Origin of the sequence: Tunturiibacter lichenicola, from assembly GCF_051013355.1 — a bacterium.
Lineage (GTDB): Bacteria > Acidobacteriota > Terriglobia > Terriglobales > Acidobacteriaceae > Edaphobacter > Edaphobacter lichenicola_F.
The window spans coordinates 330,251-347,852 of sequence record NZ_CP132944.1 but is presented as its reverse complement, the minus strand read 5'-3'; the positions used below and the strand labels follow the sequence as shown (position 1 = coordinate 347,852).

The window sequence follows — 17,602 nt, the reverse complement described above, 5'->3', positions numbered from 1 at the left end:
GAAGCCTCGGCGCCCTTTTCATGCAGCGATTGCGTTAGAACGAGAACTTCGCGCCAAGCTGCAACGTACGGGGATCGTAGGTAGAGGTCACCTGTCCGAAGTTCCCATCCGTCGAGCCTGAGTCTATGTTTTGAAATTCTGTATGGTTGAACGTGTTGAAGGTTTCAAGCCTTAGTTGTAGTTGCGGGCCTGCTGATTCGGAGGTGAATGCGAAGGTTTTGAAGAGAGCCATGTTGAAGTTGAAGAGTCCCGGCAGAACAACCACGTCTTTTGCGGCGTTGCCAAAACCCTGATTTGTGCCGCCATTCCAAGGTGCGAGTGGAGCCGCAAAAGCATTCTTGTTGAACCATGCTTTTTGCGTCTTGGGGTAGGAGATATGTGCCACTAAGTCAGGACGGTTTGTCGTGCCGCCGCCAAGGCCGAGGGTGTCGGCACCGTTATAAGTGATAGATTGAGGCGTCCCCGATTGAGCGAACGTCACGCCGGAGATCTCCCAGCCTCCCAGTGCTAATCTCTGCAGCGTCGTTCCGCCATGAGCGTAGAGTGGAAGCGCGTAGATATAGTTCACGTTGAAGATATTGCGTCGGTCGAGTGCTCCCGACCCACGGTCATACCCAATGTCGTACGGATTTGAGACGCCTCCAAGATCATTGCTCCCTGCATCGATCTGGTGAGAATAGGTGTAAGCAAACTGCACGGTAAGTCCGTGTATGTTCTCCATGCGGAGACCTGCCTGGAGGGAGTTATAGCTGAAGTTAGATCTGTTTTCTTCCTGGTTAATACCGCTATAACCCGGGTAGTTTCGAAATAGATTCGCGTTCAGCTTGCCGGTAGCGACTCCCTGACGAAGGTCGTAGGGATTCGCCGGGTTGGCTGCATCGGTCAAAGGTAGGGTGTTAATCGCGCGAGTGTCGCTTTGGGTCCAACCTAAAGAGCCAACATACTGCACCACCGCGATAATCGCTGGAGCGACCTGTTGTTGAACTCCCAGGCTGAACTGTGCAGTTCCCGGGGGGGGATATTTATAGGACAGGTTAGTAAGCGTGGAAGGAAAGGCCTGAGATGTAGTGTTTCCAGTCAACGCGCTGGTGTTGGGATTAGAGAAGTAAACGTTGGTGGCCGAAGGTTGATAGGCAAAGGGTGGATTCAAAGCGGCGTTATATACGTCGTTACCTTGAACACGTTCATAGAACAACCCAAAGCCACCTCTGACGACCGTAGTTCCTTTACCCGACAGGTTGTAAGCAAACCCCAACCTCGGTTGGAAGGTGTAGTACCTGTTCTCGACCACTCCGCGGGGAAAACCATTGACCCCAGCTTCGCGGATGCCATTGAGGTAGAACGACTGGCTGCCGAAAGGTGTCAGCGAACCGGGGTTCAATGTACCGTCCGGATTCAGAGGGTAAGCCAGCCCAGTGTCGTAGTCTCCTGGAAGGAAGTTCGCGAACTGATTGAAACGCTCAAAGGCATGAGGCAACCCGTCATATCGAAGTCCCATGTTGAGAGTCAATCGGGGAAGGATATGCCAGTTGTCATTGGCGTAAAAGCCGTAGTTGTTGTTGACCCAATGTTTGCCGGAGAGAAACTGGAGTTGGGTAAAGGTGGCAGCATCGCCGAGGATGAAATTTACATAAGAGTCGTCGGTGAACGAGCTGTTGTTGAACTGCGCGGTCCCCTGGGTATTCGCCTGTAGTTGCTGATTCTTGGGATCGTGCAGCCAGCTAAAGCCGAACTTGAGCTGATGACGTCCCTTCGTCCATGAGAGATCGTCGCGCCACTCATAACCCTCATACGAGTTCTTCCACGGATAGTAGCTTGAACTCCAATTCGTGTTGTAGGGTGCGCCTAAATCGATCTCCGGCATACGGCTGCCGACATTATTGGCAAGCGGGAAAAAGCTTGTAGCCGTCCACCCGGATGGTTGCGCCGAGACACCTACAGGACTTAGGTGAATCGTATTACCGCTATACAGGAATGCAGTTTCGTTCAGCAGGTTGGGTGAAAGTGTCTGTGTGAGCTTGATCGTCGCTGACCACGATGGGTTGAGCATCGCCGTGCCCACTGTTGGATACGTGCCGTCACTCCAGAGCGGTGGATAGTAGGTTTGAGTTACCTGGTCATGAAGATAGTGGCCCATCAACTGCAGCTTGCTGTTGATCGCGTGATCGATGCGGACGACGTCTTCACGAACATCTGTCGGCTGAGGAATGGATGAAATGTACTGACTTGTACCAAAGTTCGGCTTGGGGAACGTACCAGCGTTGAGTTCGAGTACTGCGTTTGGGTCGAACAGCTCTTTCGGGATAAGGGACGTTGTAGGAGATGGTTGGGTGAAAGGCTGCCCTGGAGTTAAACCGCGAGCTGCATAGATGGCCAGCTTATTGGGGTCTGTAGTGGCCGGAACGATGGGCGCTATTCCATTTGACGGAATGTTGTAGATCAGGTCCTGGCCTGCCACCGCGAAGTTGTTGGCCGCGATGGTATTTACCGTGGTAGGCGAACTGCCTTGATTCAGTTTCCGCCACTCTTCATTCACAAAGAAGAATGTTCTCTTGCGATCGGAGTTATACACTTTCGGAATCCATAGAGGACCGCCAATGTTTCCGCCGAACGTATTGAGCCGGAACAATGGCCGTTCCTGCCCCGCACCCTTAGTGAAGTAGTTGTTGGCATCGTAGTCTTCGTTCCGGTTGAACTCCCATAGTCCACCGTGAAAGTCATGAGTGCCGGATTTGAGAACCATGAGGATCGTTCCGCCGGAGCCAATGCCGTAGTCGGGACCGTAGTTGCTGTCGAGAGTTTGAAACTCGGAGAGAGCATCGACAGAGGGCAGGGAACTGAAGCAGCCACCGCACCCGCGGTCGTTCAGTTCGCCTCCATCCAACAGGTAGATGTTGTGATTGACCCGGGTTCCGTTGAAGCTGATGCCATTGGCGGATGTCAGAGCGTTTACACCACCAAACGACGGCAGGTTATTCGACACACCTAAACCAAGGGCTGCCAGTGAAACCACATTGCGCCCGTTGGTCGCCAACTGAGTCACCTGTTTCCCGCTGATCAAGGTGCTCAGCTCATTCGTTTCTGATTGGAGCTGGAGAGCGTCAGCTTCAACCGTCACGGACTGCGATTCGCTTCCGACCGTAAGGTTGACGTCTATTTTTAAGGTCTGATCGGTGTTCACGACGATGTTTGTTTTTGTGTACTTCAGAAATCCTGTCGCCGTAGCGTCCAACGTTAGCCGACCGACGCCTACGTTCGCGAAGAGATAGATTCCGGAAGTATTCGTCGTCGACTTTCGAACCTGACCTGTATCCGGATTTGTAAGAGTGATGGTGACGTTCGGAACCACGGCGCCAGTGGAATCGGTAGCTGTTCCAGTGACGGTTGCGTTTTCCTGGGCCCATCCACGTGCAGATAACAACAGAATGACGCCCAACATAACTGTCAATGCGATTCGAGAACGTTGCATGGTGTAGCCTCCGGAATTTAACCTGAAACTTACCGAGGAGAGCCTCGGAGCCCTCTACCTTCCCATGAACATGTACAGGCAACTGCTGTTCATTTCGGAGGTGATTAATCTCTGTAAACGTTTGCTGGAAATACCGCAAATCAAGCAAAGCAATCAATGACCAGGAACAATAATCGGGCTTTTCATCAAAGCCCAATGCAAGCTGAGTTTTTTTGAGACCAAGTACTTCAGTAAATGTTTACGCAGGACGGCAATATACGCACCGTGCGACAGTCTTGGCAAGAAATAAAAACCGAAAATATCAAACTGACGATCAATGCGCCACTCAATCGTAGGTTGCAGTTTTGAATCCACCGATTTTCTTCGTGAATGGAGCCACCAAGAAGAACAAGTTCAGGTGCAAATCGATTCCCTCTCGTGCGATCACTCGAATGCAACGGATCAAGTGGGCGACCTCATTGAAAAAAGTCGCTCTGAGATAACGGTTTTCACGGCCAAGTGAAGAGAACATCCGTGAGATAGCTTTTTAGGTTGGACCACTCTGATGATTCGTTGGGCAGCCTCAATGTTGATACCAATTCCTTATCACTGCGGCGCGGTCTAAGTGAGACTTTGCCGTGTGGAAGCGTGTCGAAATTTGCGGAACACAGTCTCTCTCCAATTCGAAAGACCTCCTCCGATAGAAGCCGGAGTTATATCGCGAATTGGAATGTGATTTCCTCTTGAGCCAACTGACCATCGAAGTCCAACCGCGGCATTCACTGTGCTGTCGAGGCACCAAATTTGTATCGATGCAGTTTTCAGTCTGCATTGACAACAACGTCGCGGACGAAGGTGACTGCGTTTAGTTAGCTATACGTTCAAATAAATCAAACGAATTATCTCGTGTTGCTGATCGATCCACCCTCTTAGATAAATGTGACGAATGAATGAGTTGAAGAACCAAGAACATATGCAATGGATATGGTAAGACCCTTCAAAGTGGTCATTGGATTTTCCTCGATATGGCTCTACGGTTGAGACCGTTATGGTGCGGTCCACCAGCTCGAGCCGCTCCATACGAGCCAAAGTATCCAGGAGAACAAAATCATGAAGCTCAATTTGATTCACACGATTGACCGCATCGGCCAGTGCGGACGCGAGATCTTTCAAGGGTGGAGGAGACCAGTTTGTCTTTTGGCGCTCTTGCTCCTCTACGTTTCGGTTGCTTTCGGGCAGCTAACCACTGCCGACATCCTCGGAACAGTGACCGATTCCACGGGAGCCGTCGTACCAAATGCCACCGTGACCCTCAACAACCTGGGAACGAATGAAAAGCGGACGGCGCAATCCAATAACTCAGGCGATTACACGTTCACACTTCTTTCGGTCGGGCATTACTCTGTAACCGTCAAAGCCGGCGGCTTTCAATCGTCGGTCACGAAGGACATCGCAGTGGAAGCCGGTGACCGTGCGCGTGTTGACGTGCACCTGCAACTCGGTTCAGAGTCGACCACCATCGAAGTCACTGCCAGCACCCCGTTACTTCAGGCCGATAGCGCGACCGTCAGCTCAACGGTAACTGCCAAGTCAGTGCAGGACCTTCCGCTGAACGGGCGCAACTTTGTTCAGCTTGTCCAGCTTGTTCCCGGCGCCAACGAGGGCCCCGGCAACGGACTCAGCAGTGGCGGGCGTCCAGATGATCGGCGAACCAACGCCGCTGGTCTCTCCGTAAACGGACAAGACGACACGCTCAACAACTGGGTGGTCGATGGAGTGGACGACAATGAACGTATTATCGGCACCATTGGAGTCAAGCCGAACGTAGAAGGTATTCAGGAGATCACTGTCCAAACCAACAGCTACGCCGCGGAAGCTGGACGCACGGCAGGCGGTGTCATCAACCTCGTCACGCGCTCAGGAACTAACCATTTTCATGGTTCTGTCTACGAGTACTTCCGCAACGATATCTTTGACGCTCGCAACTTCTTTCAGTCGACAGGCAATAAACCCGAGTTGCGACAAAACCAGTTTGGCGCCAGCATCGGTGGCCCGATTCTTCGAGATAAAGCGTTCTTCTATTTTGACTATGAAGGTTTTCGGCAAGTGAGCGGTGTGACCGACACCGGCACTGTTCCCACTCTTGCTGAGTACAACGACATCAACAGTCTCAATGGGGGAACTCCGCAAGCGCTGCTATCGGCGAGTAACGGCACACGGAATCCTGACGGTACTCTTCTTACTGGCCCCGATCTCGTCAACGGAATCAATCCGATCACACTTAACTATTTGAAGCTGTTCCCCGCACCCACGAATGACAATCTTGCCAGCAACTTCACCATTAGCCCGAACAAGACACAAACCGCCAATACGTACGATGCTCGCGTCGACTATAAATTTAACGATCAGAACCTGCTCTTTGCACGCTTCGCCTACAACACCGTTGATACGTTTACGCCGCCGAATTTTGGGACGGTGAATGGATTGGACATCAGCGGCGGCAGGTTCAACTTCGACGGTCCTGCAACCGACGTAGCCCAGCAGTACGCTCTGGGTTACACTCACATCTTCACTCCCGCCCTCCTGCTCGATCTCAGAGCGGCGTTTACGCGGATTAACAACCTTTCCCTTCCGCTCAACTACGGAAAGAACGCTGACCAGGCCGTGGGATTCGACGCGAGCATGACAGCGTTTAGTCCATTTGCAAACTCACTGACGCCAATCAATGTCGGCCCCTTCGGTGACATCGGCGACGGCGCGTTTGTTCCCCTGCAGGATATCGACAATACCTTTCAATACTCCGCAACGGTGAGCTGGAACAAAGGCAACCACAACATCAAAGCCGGCGCGACCTTTATTCGAAGGCAAGCTCGCAACGTGCAGAGCGCATCCGCAGTTGGTTTTTATCAGTTCAATCTGCCCAGCGACAGCGTCGCAAATCCCAACGGTGACCCTGCTCTCCAATTGCAGCAGCAGAGCAATCAACTTGCCTCAACTCTGGTCGGCGGATTTAGCCAGGCGCAACGCAACTTCAACCTGTTCCCTCCCGACTACCGGAGTTATGAACCGAGCGGCTTCGTGCAGGATAGCTGGAAGGTCAATCAGAAGCTGACCGCGCTCTTTGGCATTCGCTACGATGTGTTTACTCCCTTTACGGAAGCGCACAATCACATCTCGAACTTCGACTTTCCGGAGGCGCTTACGCTGTCCGCCGCAAACATATCGAATGCATTGAAGATCGCTGGCGTAAACGGTGTGAACTCACAAGTAAATATTCCGACTGACTATTCCAACGTCGCTCCACGCGTTGGCTTCGCTTACTCTGTAACGCCCGCGATCGTCGTTCGCGGCGGCTACGGCCTAAGCTTCTTCCCCGGCAACTACACGTCCAATGCCGACCTGAAGAATCTTCCGTTCACCTCCATCTTCCAGCCCTCGTGCCAATCCGCGCGTGCGATTCAACTGGAAGCCTCGGTTCCCGGTGCGAGTGCGGGTCAGAACCCGGACTGCGCAACACTAGGCTCACCGTCAGTCTTGCAACAGGGCTTGCCTGTTCCCGTCTATTCACCGGACATCGTCAACAACCTCGCCTCTATTACCGGACTGGGGTTTGTTGCGGAGGCGCCAAAGTTCCGTTCAGCTCTCATCCAGCAGTTCAATCTGCAGGTCGAGCAGCAGTTCGGTGCCAACGTCTTCACCATAGGGTATGTCGGCAACATCGGGCAGCATCTACCTGAATCGATCAACAGCATCAACCAACCCGCGCCATTCAACCCCGTCACTAATCCTGGTGCAGCAGCACGCCCACTGAGCTCTCAACTTTCCAACCTGGGTGGCGTTAGCTATATCCAAAGCGAAGGTATCTCGAACTACAACGCGTTGCAGGCTTCTATCCAGCGGCGCTTTACCAAAGGCCTGGCGTTTGATGCGAACTACACCTGGGCCAAGGGGCTGAGCGACATCACTGGCTTCTCTCAGCAGGGTAATAATCAGGGTTGGAGCAATGCTGATCCAACCAGAATTCGGCAGATAGAGTACGGCATCGCAGAAAACGATATTCAGAACCGCTTCGCACTTATGCTGAACTACGAACTGCAGTTCGGAAAAGAGTTTACCGGCCTGAAGAAACTCGCCTTCGCTGGTTGGCAAACAAATATGATCACTGCCTGGCAGAGTGGAAAGCCCTTCACCATTACCAGCACCGGTGCCGGTGCCGACAATCCCATCGAGAGCGACGGAATCGCACACGGCTTCAACAATCGTGCGACCCCGCAAAATGCTGTAGGGCAGGATCGTCCAGATCAGATTGGGGATGCTCGACTGGGCCACAAGACCTTGTCGCACTTCTTCGATACATCACAGTTCGCTCCTCAACCACTTGGAACGATTGGAACCGCTCGGCGCAACTCGCTCTTCGGGCCCAACTTCCGTCACGTCGACCTCTCTCTTTTCAAGACATTTGCTGTTACAGAGCACGTAGGAGTGCAATTCCGTGTAGAGAGCTACAACATCTCAAACACACCGAACTTCTACCTGCAAAACGGTCAGCCCGGAGACGAGTTCGGCAACGCCGGCTTCGGACACATCAATCAAACGGATCCGAACTACACTCCACGTCAATATCAGTTCGCCCTCAAAGTATTGTTCTAATTTGAAAAACAAAATACCCGCGGCGAAGAGTTCAATCTCTTTGCCGTGGTTCATTATTTAATCAGCACCAATAGAATCGAACTTCAATGGAACGGCTCGCGCATCGTGATACCGCATCTCCACATAGGATGCGACCACCAGAAGCGAAGCGCCGTCAGGACACAGGTTGATCATCTTTTCCAAAGGGCTTCGGGTGGACGCCGGAACCTGTGGCAGTGTAACGTTTTAGGCAACCAAGGAGCACTCATGTTGCGTCGTGATTTTGTCCGCGCCGTTGTCTCGGTAAGCATTGCGCCCAGAGCCTTGTTGCCTCAGCAGACTGCAAATCCAGCACCGCCACCACCGGCTCCTGTTCCGTGGACGCTGGGGCTGAACCCAAAGACGCCTCAGCCTCATACCGCAGTCGTCGATGGAATTGTCGAAACCGAGCTGCGTTTCTTCAGCCCTCAACAGATGGCGACGCTCACTCGCCTCTCCGATGTTCTGCTGCCGCCGATCGGAAATAAGCCCGGCGCGGTTCAAGCAGAGACTCCACGTTTTATCGATTTCCTCATCGATAGTTCGCCGGATGCCCGCAGAAAGATATACAGCGGTGGTTTGGACTGGCTCGACGCAGAGTCGCACAGAAAATTCAGCCTCCCCTTCGCCAAGCTCAGCAATGAACAATCCGACAACTTGCTCAAACCGTGGCTGCGTACGTGGATGAGTGACCATCCACCGAATGAGCCGCATGCAGACTTCGTCAACATCGCACACCATGACATTCGCGAAGCTACGGTGAACTCAAAGGCATGGAGCGAAGTTGCATCGGTCGGCGCACAGGAAGCAACGGCGGTTGGACTCTATTGGTCTCCCATCGAGCCGGATCTATATTTCGAGAGTGCAACGTGCTCTAAGATTCCGGCACACATCACTGCTGCTTCTAAGGAAGCCCACACCGGCACAACCTATCCACGTCAGTAATCTCGGGGCCCTTCAAGTTCAATGAAAAACGAAAACTTCGATGTCTTGATTATTGGGTCCGGGCACGCCGGCGGAATGGCTGCCAAGATCCTTACCGAAAAAGGTTTGAAGTGTCTGATGCTGAACGCGGGCCCTGTGGCAGATGTTGCCAGGCATGCAGAACGCAAGCCTGCCTATGAGCTACCTTACCGCGGGTTCACACCACCAGGCAGGCTCGAGCATGTCTTCCAGTCCAATGGCTTCGATGCCAACGTTTGGGTCGACGAAAAAGAAGTTCCGTATACCTTCGATGCGGCGAATCCTTACAACTGGGTTCGCGTGCGACTCTTCGGCGGACGTTCGCTCTTCTGGTCGCGACAGTCGTTTCGCCTCAGCGACTATGAGTTCAAAGCAAAATCGCGCGACGGTTTTGGAGAAGACTGGCCAATCAGCTCAGCGGATATATCGCCGTACTACTCACGTGTCGAAGAGATCTTTCAGGTAGCGGGTGCAATGGATGGTCCGCCGCAGATGCCGAACGGTAACTTCGTTCCAGACAACGATCCCTGGTCGGAGTCGATGCGGCGATTCATTGAGGCGAGCAAGCCATTTAACATACCAGTCTGCAAGCAGCGGCGCGCTCTCGGCCGCGACGGTCTGGCCAGCTCTGTCAATCTCCTGCTCCCGGACGCGGAAAAAACCGGCAAACTCACCTCAATCGCCAACGCCGTCGTGCGTGAACTGACGGTAGACAAGAACACAGGCCAGCCCAACGGATGTCACTTCGTCGATCGCCTCTCAAGAAGAGAGATGAGCGTCAAAGCGCGTGTTATCGTTCTGGCGGCTGGAACGTTGGAGAGTACGCGCCTGCTGCTCAATTCAAAAGTCGGCAACTCGAGCGGCGTCATCGGCCACTATCTGATGGACCAGATCTACGGCGCCGGAGTGGTATGCTCGGTCCCTGAGGCTCGCAACGGAAAAGCCGCAAAAGGGTTGATGGGCGGCTCGGCGATCATTCCACGCTTCCGAAACATCACCACGAAGAGCGATAAATTTCTTCGCGGCTATGCTCTGAATGTGACGAGTCGTACGGGCGCTGTTGAACCGCGTAACTTCGCAGCCTATGGCGAAGAGCTGCAGAGGAAGCTCGATGAGTACTATGGCAGCGCCTTTCAGATGACGATCATGGGAGAGGTGTTGGGTCGGTATGAGAACCACGTCCGGATAGACAAAGAAAAGGTAGATGCCTGGAATATCCCCGCGCTGCGTGTAGAGACGAGATATACGGACAACGAATACAACATGGCGAAAGACGCGGTAGAGGTAGGCTGCGCAGTCGCCGAAGCAGCGGGGTTTGAAGTACTGTCGAAGAACGTTCTTCCCAACCCTCCGGGCTACAGCATCCACGAGGTGGGGACCTGTCGCATGGGTGACGATCCAAAGCGCAGCGTGTTGAATAAGTGGTGCCAGAGTCACGATCACAAGAATCTTTTCGTCGTGGACGGAGCGAGCTTCACCAGCGCAGGTTGGCAGAATCCGACGATGACGATCCTTGCCCTGTCGATGCGTGCTTCGGAGTATCTTGCGACTGAGATGGACAAACAGAATGTTTAAAGGAGAGAGTGTGACTCAGATATCTCGAAGGAAATTCATAGGCGCCACTGCAGCAGTGGCAGCGCTCACCCTGGCAGACCGGAATATGTTTGCTAACCCGCTTGGTTTACCTTTGGGAATCCAGCTCTACTCTGTTAGGCAACAGATGGCCGAAGACTTTGAAGGCACTCTAGCCGCTGTGAGTGCCGCAGGCTACACCGAAGTGGAGGCGGCAGCTCTACCCAAGAAAACTGCGCAGGAGGTTCGTGCAGCGCTGGACAAGGCGAACCTGCGCTGCGTCAGCGCACATCATCCCTTTGCTGACCTGCATGCACGCTTCGACGAAATCGTCGCGTACGACAAGCAGATTGGGGCGCAGTTCATCATCTGTGCCAGCCCTGGCTATCGCACTCCCGCCGCAGCAGGAACGCCCGGGGGAGCGCCATTCGCACTCGATGATTGGCATTACAACGCAGAGCAATTCAACATCATGGGCGAAAAGACGGCTGCCGCAGGAATCCAATTTGGTTATCACAACCACGTACGGGAGTTTGCCGTCACCGATGGCAAGACGCCGTACATGGAGCTCCTTCGACTAACGGATCCGAAGAAAGTCACCTTCGAGCTCGATTGCGGATGGGCCATTGTTGCGGGCATGCACCCGGTCGAAATTCTAAAGAACAACCCGAACCGCATCTCTATGCTTCACGTCAAGGACTTCAAACTTACAGCAACTCCTCCGGCCGATCCGCATGACGCAAAGGTCACTGAGTTGGGTCGAGGCACCATCGATTATGTTCCCATCTTCGCGCAGGCAGCCAGGACACAACACATCCAGCATGCTTTTGTGGAACAGGAAGCATTCGATATTCCTTGGAAGGAATCGTTGAAGGTGGACGCTGACTACCTACGGAGTCTCAAGAGCTAGCCGCCAGGCCATCCGGCAAGGAAGGGTATGAGGCTACTTTTTCCTTGTCGGAATTTTCAACAGCTGAGAACATTAACCGATGAACAGCCGGCCATTTCTGATCTTCCGTATGCTAATCGAGTTTGCCATTGGTCTCATCTGCATTATTACTGCGGTCGCCGTACACATCTCAAGCAACATGTGGCTGGACATCGCGTGCCGGCTACTTCTTGCAGTTGTTTCAATCCCGATCTTCAACGACGCAATCACCGTGCGTCGAGATTCTCTGGTGTATTAGAGGTTTGACCCGGACCACTGGCCGCCAAGATCAACACCGTCGCAAACGTCCCACATGATGCCTTGATGCTATCGGACAAGGCCATTTCTTGGTGTCCCCGATGGGATTCGAACCCATGTTATCGCCGTGAAAGGGCGGTGTCCTGGGCCGGGCTAGACGACGGGGACCCTTGGAAGATGACGGAATCAGCGGTACCCTCACCACATTCAACGCTAACAATAGAGGCATGCCGTGTCAAAGATTGGCGCACCTCTCTCACGCACGGCATACTGTAGGCATGCCCTCGCAACTCGATACGGCTCAAACAGAGACGACGCGCTCCGCAGCCCGCAGCTATAAGTATCTCGACGCTCTGACGACTGCGTTTGTTGTCATCCTGCTCGTCTCGAACCTGATCGCGCAGAAGGTTTGCCTGCTCGGGCCCCTCTCCCTCTTTGGGCGGTCAATAGGCCCGTTTGCGGTCAGCGGCGCGGTGTTGCTGTTTCCCGTCACCTATATCTTCGGAGATGTCTTCACCGAAGTTTATGGCTTCGCCGCCTCGCGTCGCGCCATCTGGCTTGGATTCTTTGGAACGGCCCTTCTGTACTTCATCGGAGCGGTCGTCATTGCGCTCCCATCCGCCCCGGGCTGGCGCAACCAGCAGGCGTTCTCAACGGTGTTCGGCTTCATCCCGAGGATCCTCGCAGCCAGCCTCATCGCATTTTGGGCAGGCGAGTTCGCCAACTCCTACACTATGGCGCGCCTGAAGCTCATCACAAACGGCCGCAAGCTCTGGACACGAACCATCGGGTCGACGGTCGTCGGGCAGGCCGTCGATACAGTTCTGGTCATCACCCTGACCTTCGGTGGCATCTACCCAATCCGCGTTCTGATCAATATTATTGTTACTGGCTACGCCTTGAAGGTCGGTTACGAGGTGATCGCCACCCCGATCACGTATCTGGTGATCAACTGGCTGAAGCGTGTGGAACATGCCGATGCCTTTGACCGTCACGAGAGCTTCAATCCATTTTCATTTGCTGAAAAGAGCAGTTTGGACGCGTGAAAGCCCTTCAATCGCACGGCTAAAATGGGCAGATCTGCTCTAAGAGACTCTTTCGTTTCAATTTACGAACCTTTCGCTACGATTGCTTCATCTAAACTTGAACTCCAGAGCTGTCGTCTGATAAATCGTTGATCTGCAGATCGTTGCGTCGCAAATCTTCCTGCCCACCGCATTCTGCAACCTGACTCGGTGGCTCGTCGTAGAAGTCACCGTCCGTGAAGGAGAAGTACTGTGCCTCTGATCGTGAACACCCGCCGCGTCCTACCCCTCTTTCTCTGTGCGGCCGCATGCCTGGTCTCAGGTTGTAAGCCCGCAGCTCCTCCGCCACCCGCTCCGCAGGCCATGCCTGTACAGGTGGCGCCGGTTACGCTGTCGCCGGTGCCCAACTCCGACACCTACGTCGCGACGATCAAGAGCCGCCGCTCCTCCACCATGCAGCCACAAGTGGACGGCAACCTCGTTAAAATCTTCGTAAAGTCCGGAGACGTCGTCAAAGCAGGACAGGTGCTGATGCGCATTGATCCGCTGAAGCAGGTCGCGTCGGTCCAGTCGCAGCAGGGAACTCAGGCGCAGAAGAAGGCCGTCTACGACTACAACAAGATCGAAGTCGAGCGCCAGCGCAAGCTCTTCGAAGCCGGTGTCGTCTCGCGTGATACATACGAGCAGGCGGATCAGGCGTACCAAAACTCCAAGGGCGACTACGAGTCCAACGCTGCCCTCACCGATACCCAGAAGCAGCAGCTCGCCTACTACGACATCCGCGCGCCCTTCAACGGCGTCGTCGGCGACATCCCCGTCCACCTTGGCGACTACGTCTCGCCCACCACGCTCCTTACCACCGTGGACGAAAACGCAGACCTCGAAGCCTATATCTACATCCCAACCGAGCGGGCGAGCCTCGTTCGCAAGGGTCTGCCCGTCCAGATCCTCGACACCGCCGGCAATGTGCTCGTCAAATCAAGTATCACCTTCCTCTCTCCGCAGGTCGACAATGGCCTGCAGAGCATCCTCGCAAAAGCGGAGATCCCACGCACTGCGCAGCTTCTTCGCAACCAGCAACTGGTCAAGGCTCGCGTCACCTGGAGCACCGCACCCGCGCCAACGGTCCCCGTACTCGCCGTCAGCACGGTTGGTGGTCAAACCTTCGTCTTTGTCGCAACTCCCAAAGGCGAAGGGTACATCGCCCATCAGGTGCCAATTACCGTCGGCGAAACCGTCGGCAACACCTATCCCGTTCTTGGCGGCCTCCAGCCGGGCCAGAAGGTCATCACGTCAGGTCTGCAGTTTTTGCAGGAAGGTGCTCCGGTCAAACCTCTCGGCTAACCGCTGGCCGTAATTGTTCCTGCGGAGTGGTCTTCCACTCCGCATCATCTTTCGCTCCACCCCCGGGCCATCCGAGCCGGCTAGAGGTCGCCCTTGTTCGTAGACTTTTTTATTCGTCGCCCGATCTTCGCAACGGTCTGTGCGCTTTTGATCGTCCTCGCCGGCGCGGTCTGCATCCCGTCTCTGCCGATCTCGCTCTATCCCGATCTCGCACCGCCTCAAGTCATCGTCAGCACCAACTACATCGGTGCCAACTCCAAGGACGTCGAATCCGCCGTCACCATCATCCTCGAGCAGGCCATCAACGGCGTCGAGGGCATGCGTTACATGAGCTCCACCAGCTCAAACGACGGCACCTCGTCCATCACCATCACATTCCAGACCGGCTACAACCTCGACATCGCCGCCGTTGACGTGCAAAATCGCGTCGCCACAGTTCAGGGACGTCTCCCAGCCACAGTCAACAACACCGGTATCAGCATCACCAAGGCGAACTCCAACTTCGTCTTCGCCGCCGGCTTCATCTCGCCCGACCACTCGCTCTCGCAGGCCTTCATCTCAAACTACCTCGACGTCTACGTCAGCGACGCGCTCAAACGCGTTCCCGGCGTCGGCGCGGTCGTCATCTTCGGCGAACGCAAGTATGCAATGCGTCTCTGGCTTGACCCCAATCGCCTCGCCGCCCGCGGTCTCACTGCTCTCGATGTCACTAACGCGCTTGCCGCACAGAACGTCGAAGTCCCCGCAGGCCAACTCGGCCAGCCACCCTCGGACCCCAAGCAGCAATTCCAGATGGCGATCCGCGCCATTGGCCGATTCGACGACCCCAAACAGTTTGAAAACATCGTCATCAAAAACAACCCAACCGCCGGCGGCGTCGTCCTGCTAAGAGACGTTGGCCGCGCAGAGTTGGGTGCGGAAACCTACAGCACTGCGCTCAAATACTCCGGCGGCGACGCCATCGGTGTCGGCGTCCAGCAACTCTCTAACGCCAACGCACTCGACGTTGACAAGAAGTGCCGTGCCGTACTCGCGGAGCTCCAGAAGAACTTTCCTCCCGGCATGCAGGGCATCATCGCCGTCGATACCACCCTCGTCATCGGCGAGTCGGTCCACGAAGTCGTCAGCACCATCGGCGAAGCGATCATCATCGTCGTCATCGTCATCTTTCTCTTCCTGCAGGACTGGCGCGCCACCATCATTCCCGCCGTCACCATCCCTGTCTCCCTCATCGGTACGTTCGCCTTCATCAAGGTCTTCGGCTTCAGCATTAACTCCCTCACGCTCTTCGGCATCACGCTGGCCACCGGACTGGTCGTAGACGACGCCATCGTCGTCATCGAAAACGTCCAACGTCACCTCTCCGGCCATTCCGTCATACCGGAGCGCCACGAGCTAAGTGAACCCGATCCCTACGCCCCCGATACTCTCGCGGGCGAGAAGACCGGCTCCGGCATGGAGCAGACCTCCTCCGATCCCCACAAAGCCACCAGCATCGCCATGGCCGAGGTCACCAGCGCCGTCATCGCGACCTCGCTCGTGCTCATCTCGGTCTTCATCCCGGTCAGCTTCTTTCCCGGCACCACCGGCATTCTCTACAAGCAGTTCTCGCTGACCATCGCCTTCTCCATCGCGATCTCGGCCTTCAACGCACTTACTCTCTCGCCTGCCCTGGCCGCCATCCTCCTTCGCCCGGAGCAAAAGAAGACCGGCATTATGGGGCTGATTCTCAACCCCATCGAAGCCGTCATCCAGTGGGTCATCAGAACGTACGCGCGCATCGTCACCTTCGTCGTTCGCATACGCTACGTCATGTTGCTGTTCTTCGTCGGCGCCCTTGCAGCCACGGCGTTCATGTACAACTACGTACCGACGGCCTTCATTCCGCAGGAAGACCAGTCCTACTTCCTCATCATCGTGCAGACGCCTCCAGGCGCCTCTCTCAGCTACACCACCGAATTCGCAGACCGCGTCTCGGAAGTGGTTCGGAAAAATGACGGCGTCTTCGGCACCTTCTCCGTCATGGGCTTCTCCCTCGCAGGTGGCAGTTCGCCAAACTCCGGCCTCATCTTTGCGCCGCTCAAGCCTATCAACGACCGCACAAAGATGGGTGACAAGTTCACCGCAAGAAACATCGTCCGCGAGGTAGGGCCAAAGCTCTTCGGCGTCCCCGGCGGCATCGCCTTCGCAGCAGAACCACCCGCCGTCGCTGGCCTCGGCACCGTTGGTGGCTTCCAGTTCATCCTCCAGGACGGCGGCCGAAACACCTTCGACGACATCTCTCGCGTCGCCCACACTCTCGTCGCACAGGGCAGCGCTCCAGGCTCTGGCCTCACTGCCATGAACACCCAGTTCACTTCGAATGACCCTCAGCTTGAGGTCACCGTCGACCGGCAAAAGGCCGAAACAGTGGGCGTTCCTTTCACCCAGATCACCGCTGCGCTCGGAACCTTCATGGGCTCCAGCTACATCAACGACTTCAACTTCAACAACCGCTCCTACCGCGTCTACGTTCAGGCAGACGAGCAGTTCCGCCGCAACGCAAAGGATCTGCAGCAGTACTACGTCCGCTCCAATACCGGTCAGATGATCCCGCTCGACAATCTCGCGACCGTCCGCCAGATCTCCGGGCCACAGGTCATCAACCACTACAATCTCTTCCGCTCCGCCGAAATCGATGGCTCCCCGGCAGCAGGCCTCAGCTCCGGTCAAGGCAACCAGGCCATGGTCAAGCTCTTCGAGAAGAACAAACTCCAAGGCATGACCTACTCGTGGACCGGTCTCGCACTCGAAGAAGTGGAGTCCGAAGGCAAGGCCATCATCATCTTCGGCCTCGGCCTCCTGGTCGTCTACCTCACACTCTCTGCCCAGTACGAGTCCTTTGCGCTGCCGTTCATCATCCTTCTCGCCGTCCCTATGGCTATCTTGGGAGCGCTCTCGCTCGTATCCCTCCGCGGCCTGGTCGACGACGTCTACGTCCAGATCGGCCTCGTCATGCTCATCGGTCTCTCTGCGAAGAACTCAATTCTCATCGTCGAATTCGCCGAGCAGCTTCTCGGTCAGGGGCGCACCATCATCGAAGCTGCCATCGAAGCAGCCGAGCTCCGCCTGCGACCCATCCTGATGACTTCCATCGCCTTCATCCTCGGCGTCGGTCCTCTCTTCTTCGCAACCGGTGCAGGCGCCTACGGTCGTCACTCCGTCGGCACTGCCATCGTCGGAGGCATGGTGCTCTCCACCATCCTTAATCTCTTCTTCATCCCGGTCCTTTACGTCATTCTGAAGACGATCCTCGGGAAATTCTCCGGCACTAAGGTCCCGGCTGCCAGAGCATAACGTCTTCGGCACCACCCAACCACAGAACCAACCACGTGCTTTCTCTCGCTGCGCTCAAGC

Annotated in this window: 9 protein-coding genes and 1 tRNA gene; 7 read left to right on the top strand and 3 right to left on the bottom strand. The window is 55.2% G+C overall.

Annotated features, from left to right (window positions below; genetic code table 11):
- Window positions 1–34 precede the first annotated feature (34 nt).
- Both RBB82_RS01410 and RBB82_RS01405 read right to left on the bottom strand, forming a co-directional pair.
- Window positions 35–3,469, bottom strand: coding sequence for a TonB-dependent receptor (locus RBB82_RS01410; RefSeq protein ID WP_433973333.1), 3,435 nt, complete (start codon window positions 3,467–3,469; stop codon window positions 35–37).
- 153 nt (window positions 3,470–3,622) lie between these two features.
- Window positions 3,623–3,823, bottom strand: a complete 201-nt coding sequence (locus tag RBB82_RS01405) for a hypothetical protein (RefSeq protein WP_433973332.1) — start codon at window positions 3,821–3,823, stop codon at window positions 3,623–3,625.
- A gap of 735 nt (window positions 3,824–4,558) precedes the next feature.
- Here RBB82_RS01405 and RBB82_RS01400 point away from each other — a divergent pair.
- The 4 genes from RBB82_RS01400 to RBB82_RS01385 all read left to right on the top strand — a co-directional run bounded on the left by RBB82_RS01400 (window position 4,559) and on the right by RBB82_RS01385 (window position 11,561).
- Window positions 4,559–8,098, top strand: a complete 3,540-nt coding sequence (locus RBB82_RS01400; RefSeq protein ID WP_433973331.1) for a TonB-dependent receptor domain-containing protein — start codon at window positions 4,559–4,561, stop codon at window positions 8,096–8,098.
- 246 nt (window positions 8,099–8,344) lie between these two features.
- A complete protein-coding gene (locus RBB82_RS01395; RefSeq protein ID WP_433973330.1) occupies window positions 8,345–9,061 on the top strand; it encodes a gluconate 2-dehydrogenase subunit 3 family protein in 717 nt (238 codons plus the stop codon).
- A 21-nt stretch (window positions 9,062–9,082) separates the two neighbouring features.
- Window positions 9,083–10,654 carry a GMC oxidoreductase gene (locus RBB82_RS01390; RefSeq protein ID WP_433973329.1) on the top strand — a complete coding sequence of 524 codons (1,572 nt, stop codon included), beginning with the start codon at window positions 9,083–9,085 and terminating at the stop codon, window positions 10,652–10,654.
- A 10-nt stretch (window positions 10,655–10,664) separates the two neighbouring features.
- Complete coding sequence (locus RBB82_RS01385) at window positions 10,665–11,561, top strand: sugar phosphate isomerase/epimerase family protein (RefSeq protein WP_433973328.1); 897 nt, start codon at window positions 10,665–10,667, stop codon at window positions 11,559–11,561.
- A 366-nt stretch (window positions 11,562–11,927) separates the two neighbouring features.
- Here the strand turns inward: RBB82_RS01385 and RBB82_RS01380 are convergent.
- A tRNA-Glu gene (locus tag RBB82_RS01380) sits at window positions 11,928–12,005 on the bottom strand.
- Between the two features lie 110 nt (window positions 12,006–12,115).
- Between RBB82_RS01380 and RBB82_RS01375 the strand changes: the two genes are divergently transcribed.
- The 3 genes from RBB82_RS01375 to RBB82_RS01365 all read left to right on the top strand — a co-directional run bounded on the left by RBB82_RS01375 (window position 12,116) and on the right by RBB82_RS01365 (window position 17,542).
- On the top strand, window positions 12,116–12,883 hold the full coding sequence (locus RBB82_RS01375) for a queuosine precursor transporter (RefSeq protein WP_433973327.1): 768 nt from the start codon (window positions 12,116–12,118) through the stop codon (window positions 12,881–12,883).
- 231 nt (window positions 12,884–13,114) lie between these two features.
- The gene (locus RBB82_RS01370) at window positions 13,115–14,206 is read left to right on the top strand and encodes an efflux RND transporter periplasmic adaptor subunit (RefSeq protein ID WP_433973326.1); all 1,092 of its coding nucleotides are present in this window, start codon (window positions 13,115–13,117) and stop codon (window positions 14,204–14,206) included.
- Window positions 14,207–14,299: 93 nt separating this feature from the next.
- Window positions 14,300–17,542, top strand: coding sequence for an efflux RND transporter permease subunit (locus RBB82_RS01365; protein ID WP_433973325.1), 3,243 nt, complete (start codon window positions 14,300–14,302; stop codon window positions 17,540–17,542).
- Window positions 17,543–17,602 lie beyond the last annotated feature (60 nt).

Bases quoted from the DNA above. Each gene is read 5' to 3' on its own strand.
- RBB82_RS01410 (WP_433973333.1), bottom strand. From the start codon at position 3,469: ATGCAACGTTCTCGAATCGCATTGACAGTTATGTTGGGCGTCATTCTG.
- RBB82_RS01390 (WP_433973329.1), top strand. From the start codon at position 9,083: ATGAAAAACGAAAACTTCGATGTCTTGATTATTGGGTCCGGGCACGCC.
- RBB82_RS01400 (WP_433973331.1), top strand. From the start codon at position 4,559: ATGAAGCTCAATTTGATTCACACGATTGACCGCATCGGCCAGTGCGGA.
- RBB82_RS01375 (WP_433973327.1), top strand. From the start codon at position 12,116: ATGCCCTCGCAACTCGATACGGCTCAAACAGAGACGACGCGCTCCGCA.
- RBB82_RS01395 (WP_433973330.1), top strand. From the start codon at position 8,345: ATGTTGCGTCGTGATTTTGTCCGCGCCGTTGTCTCGGTAAGCATTGCG.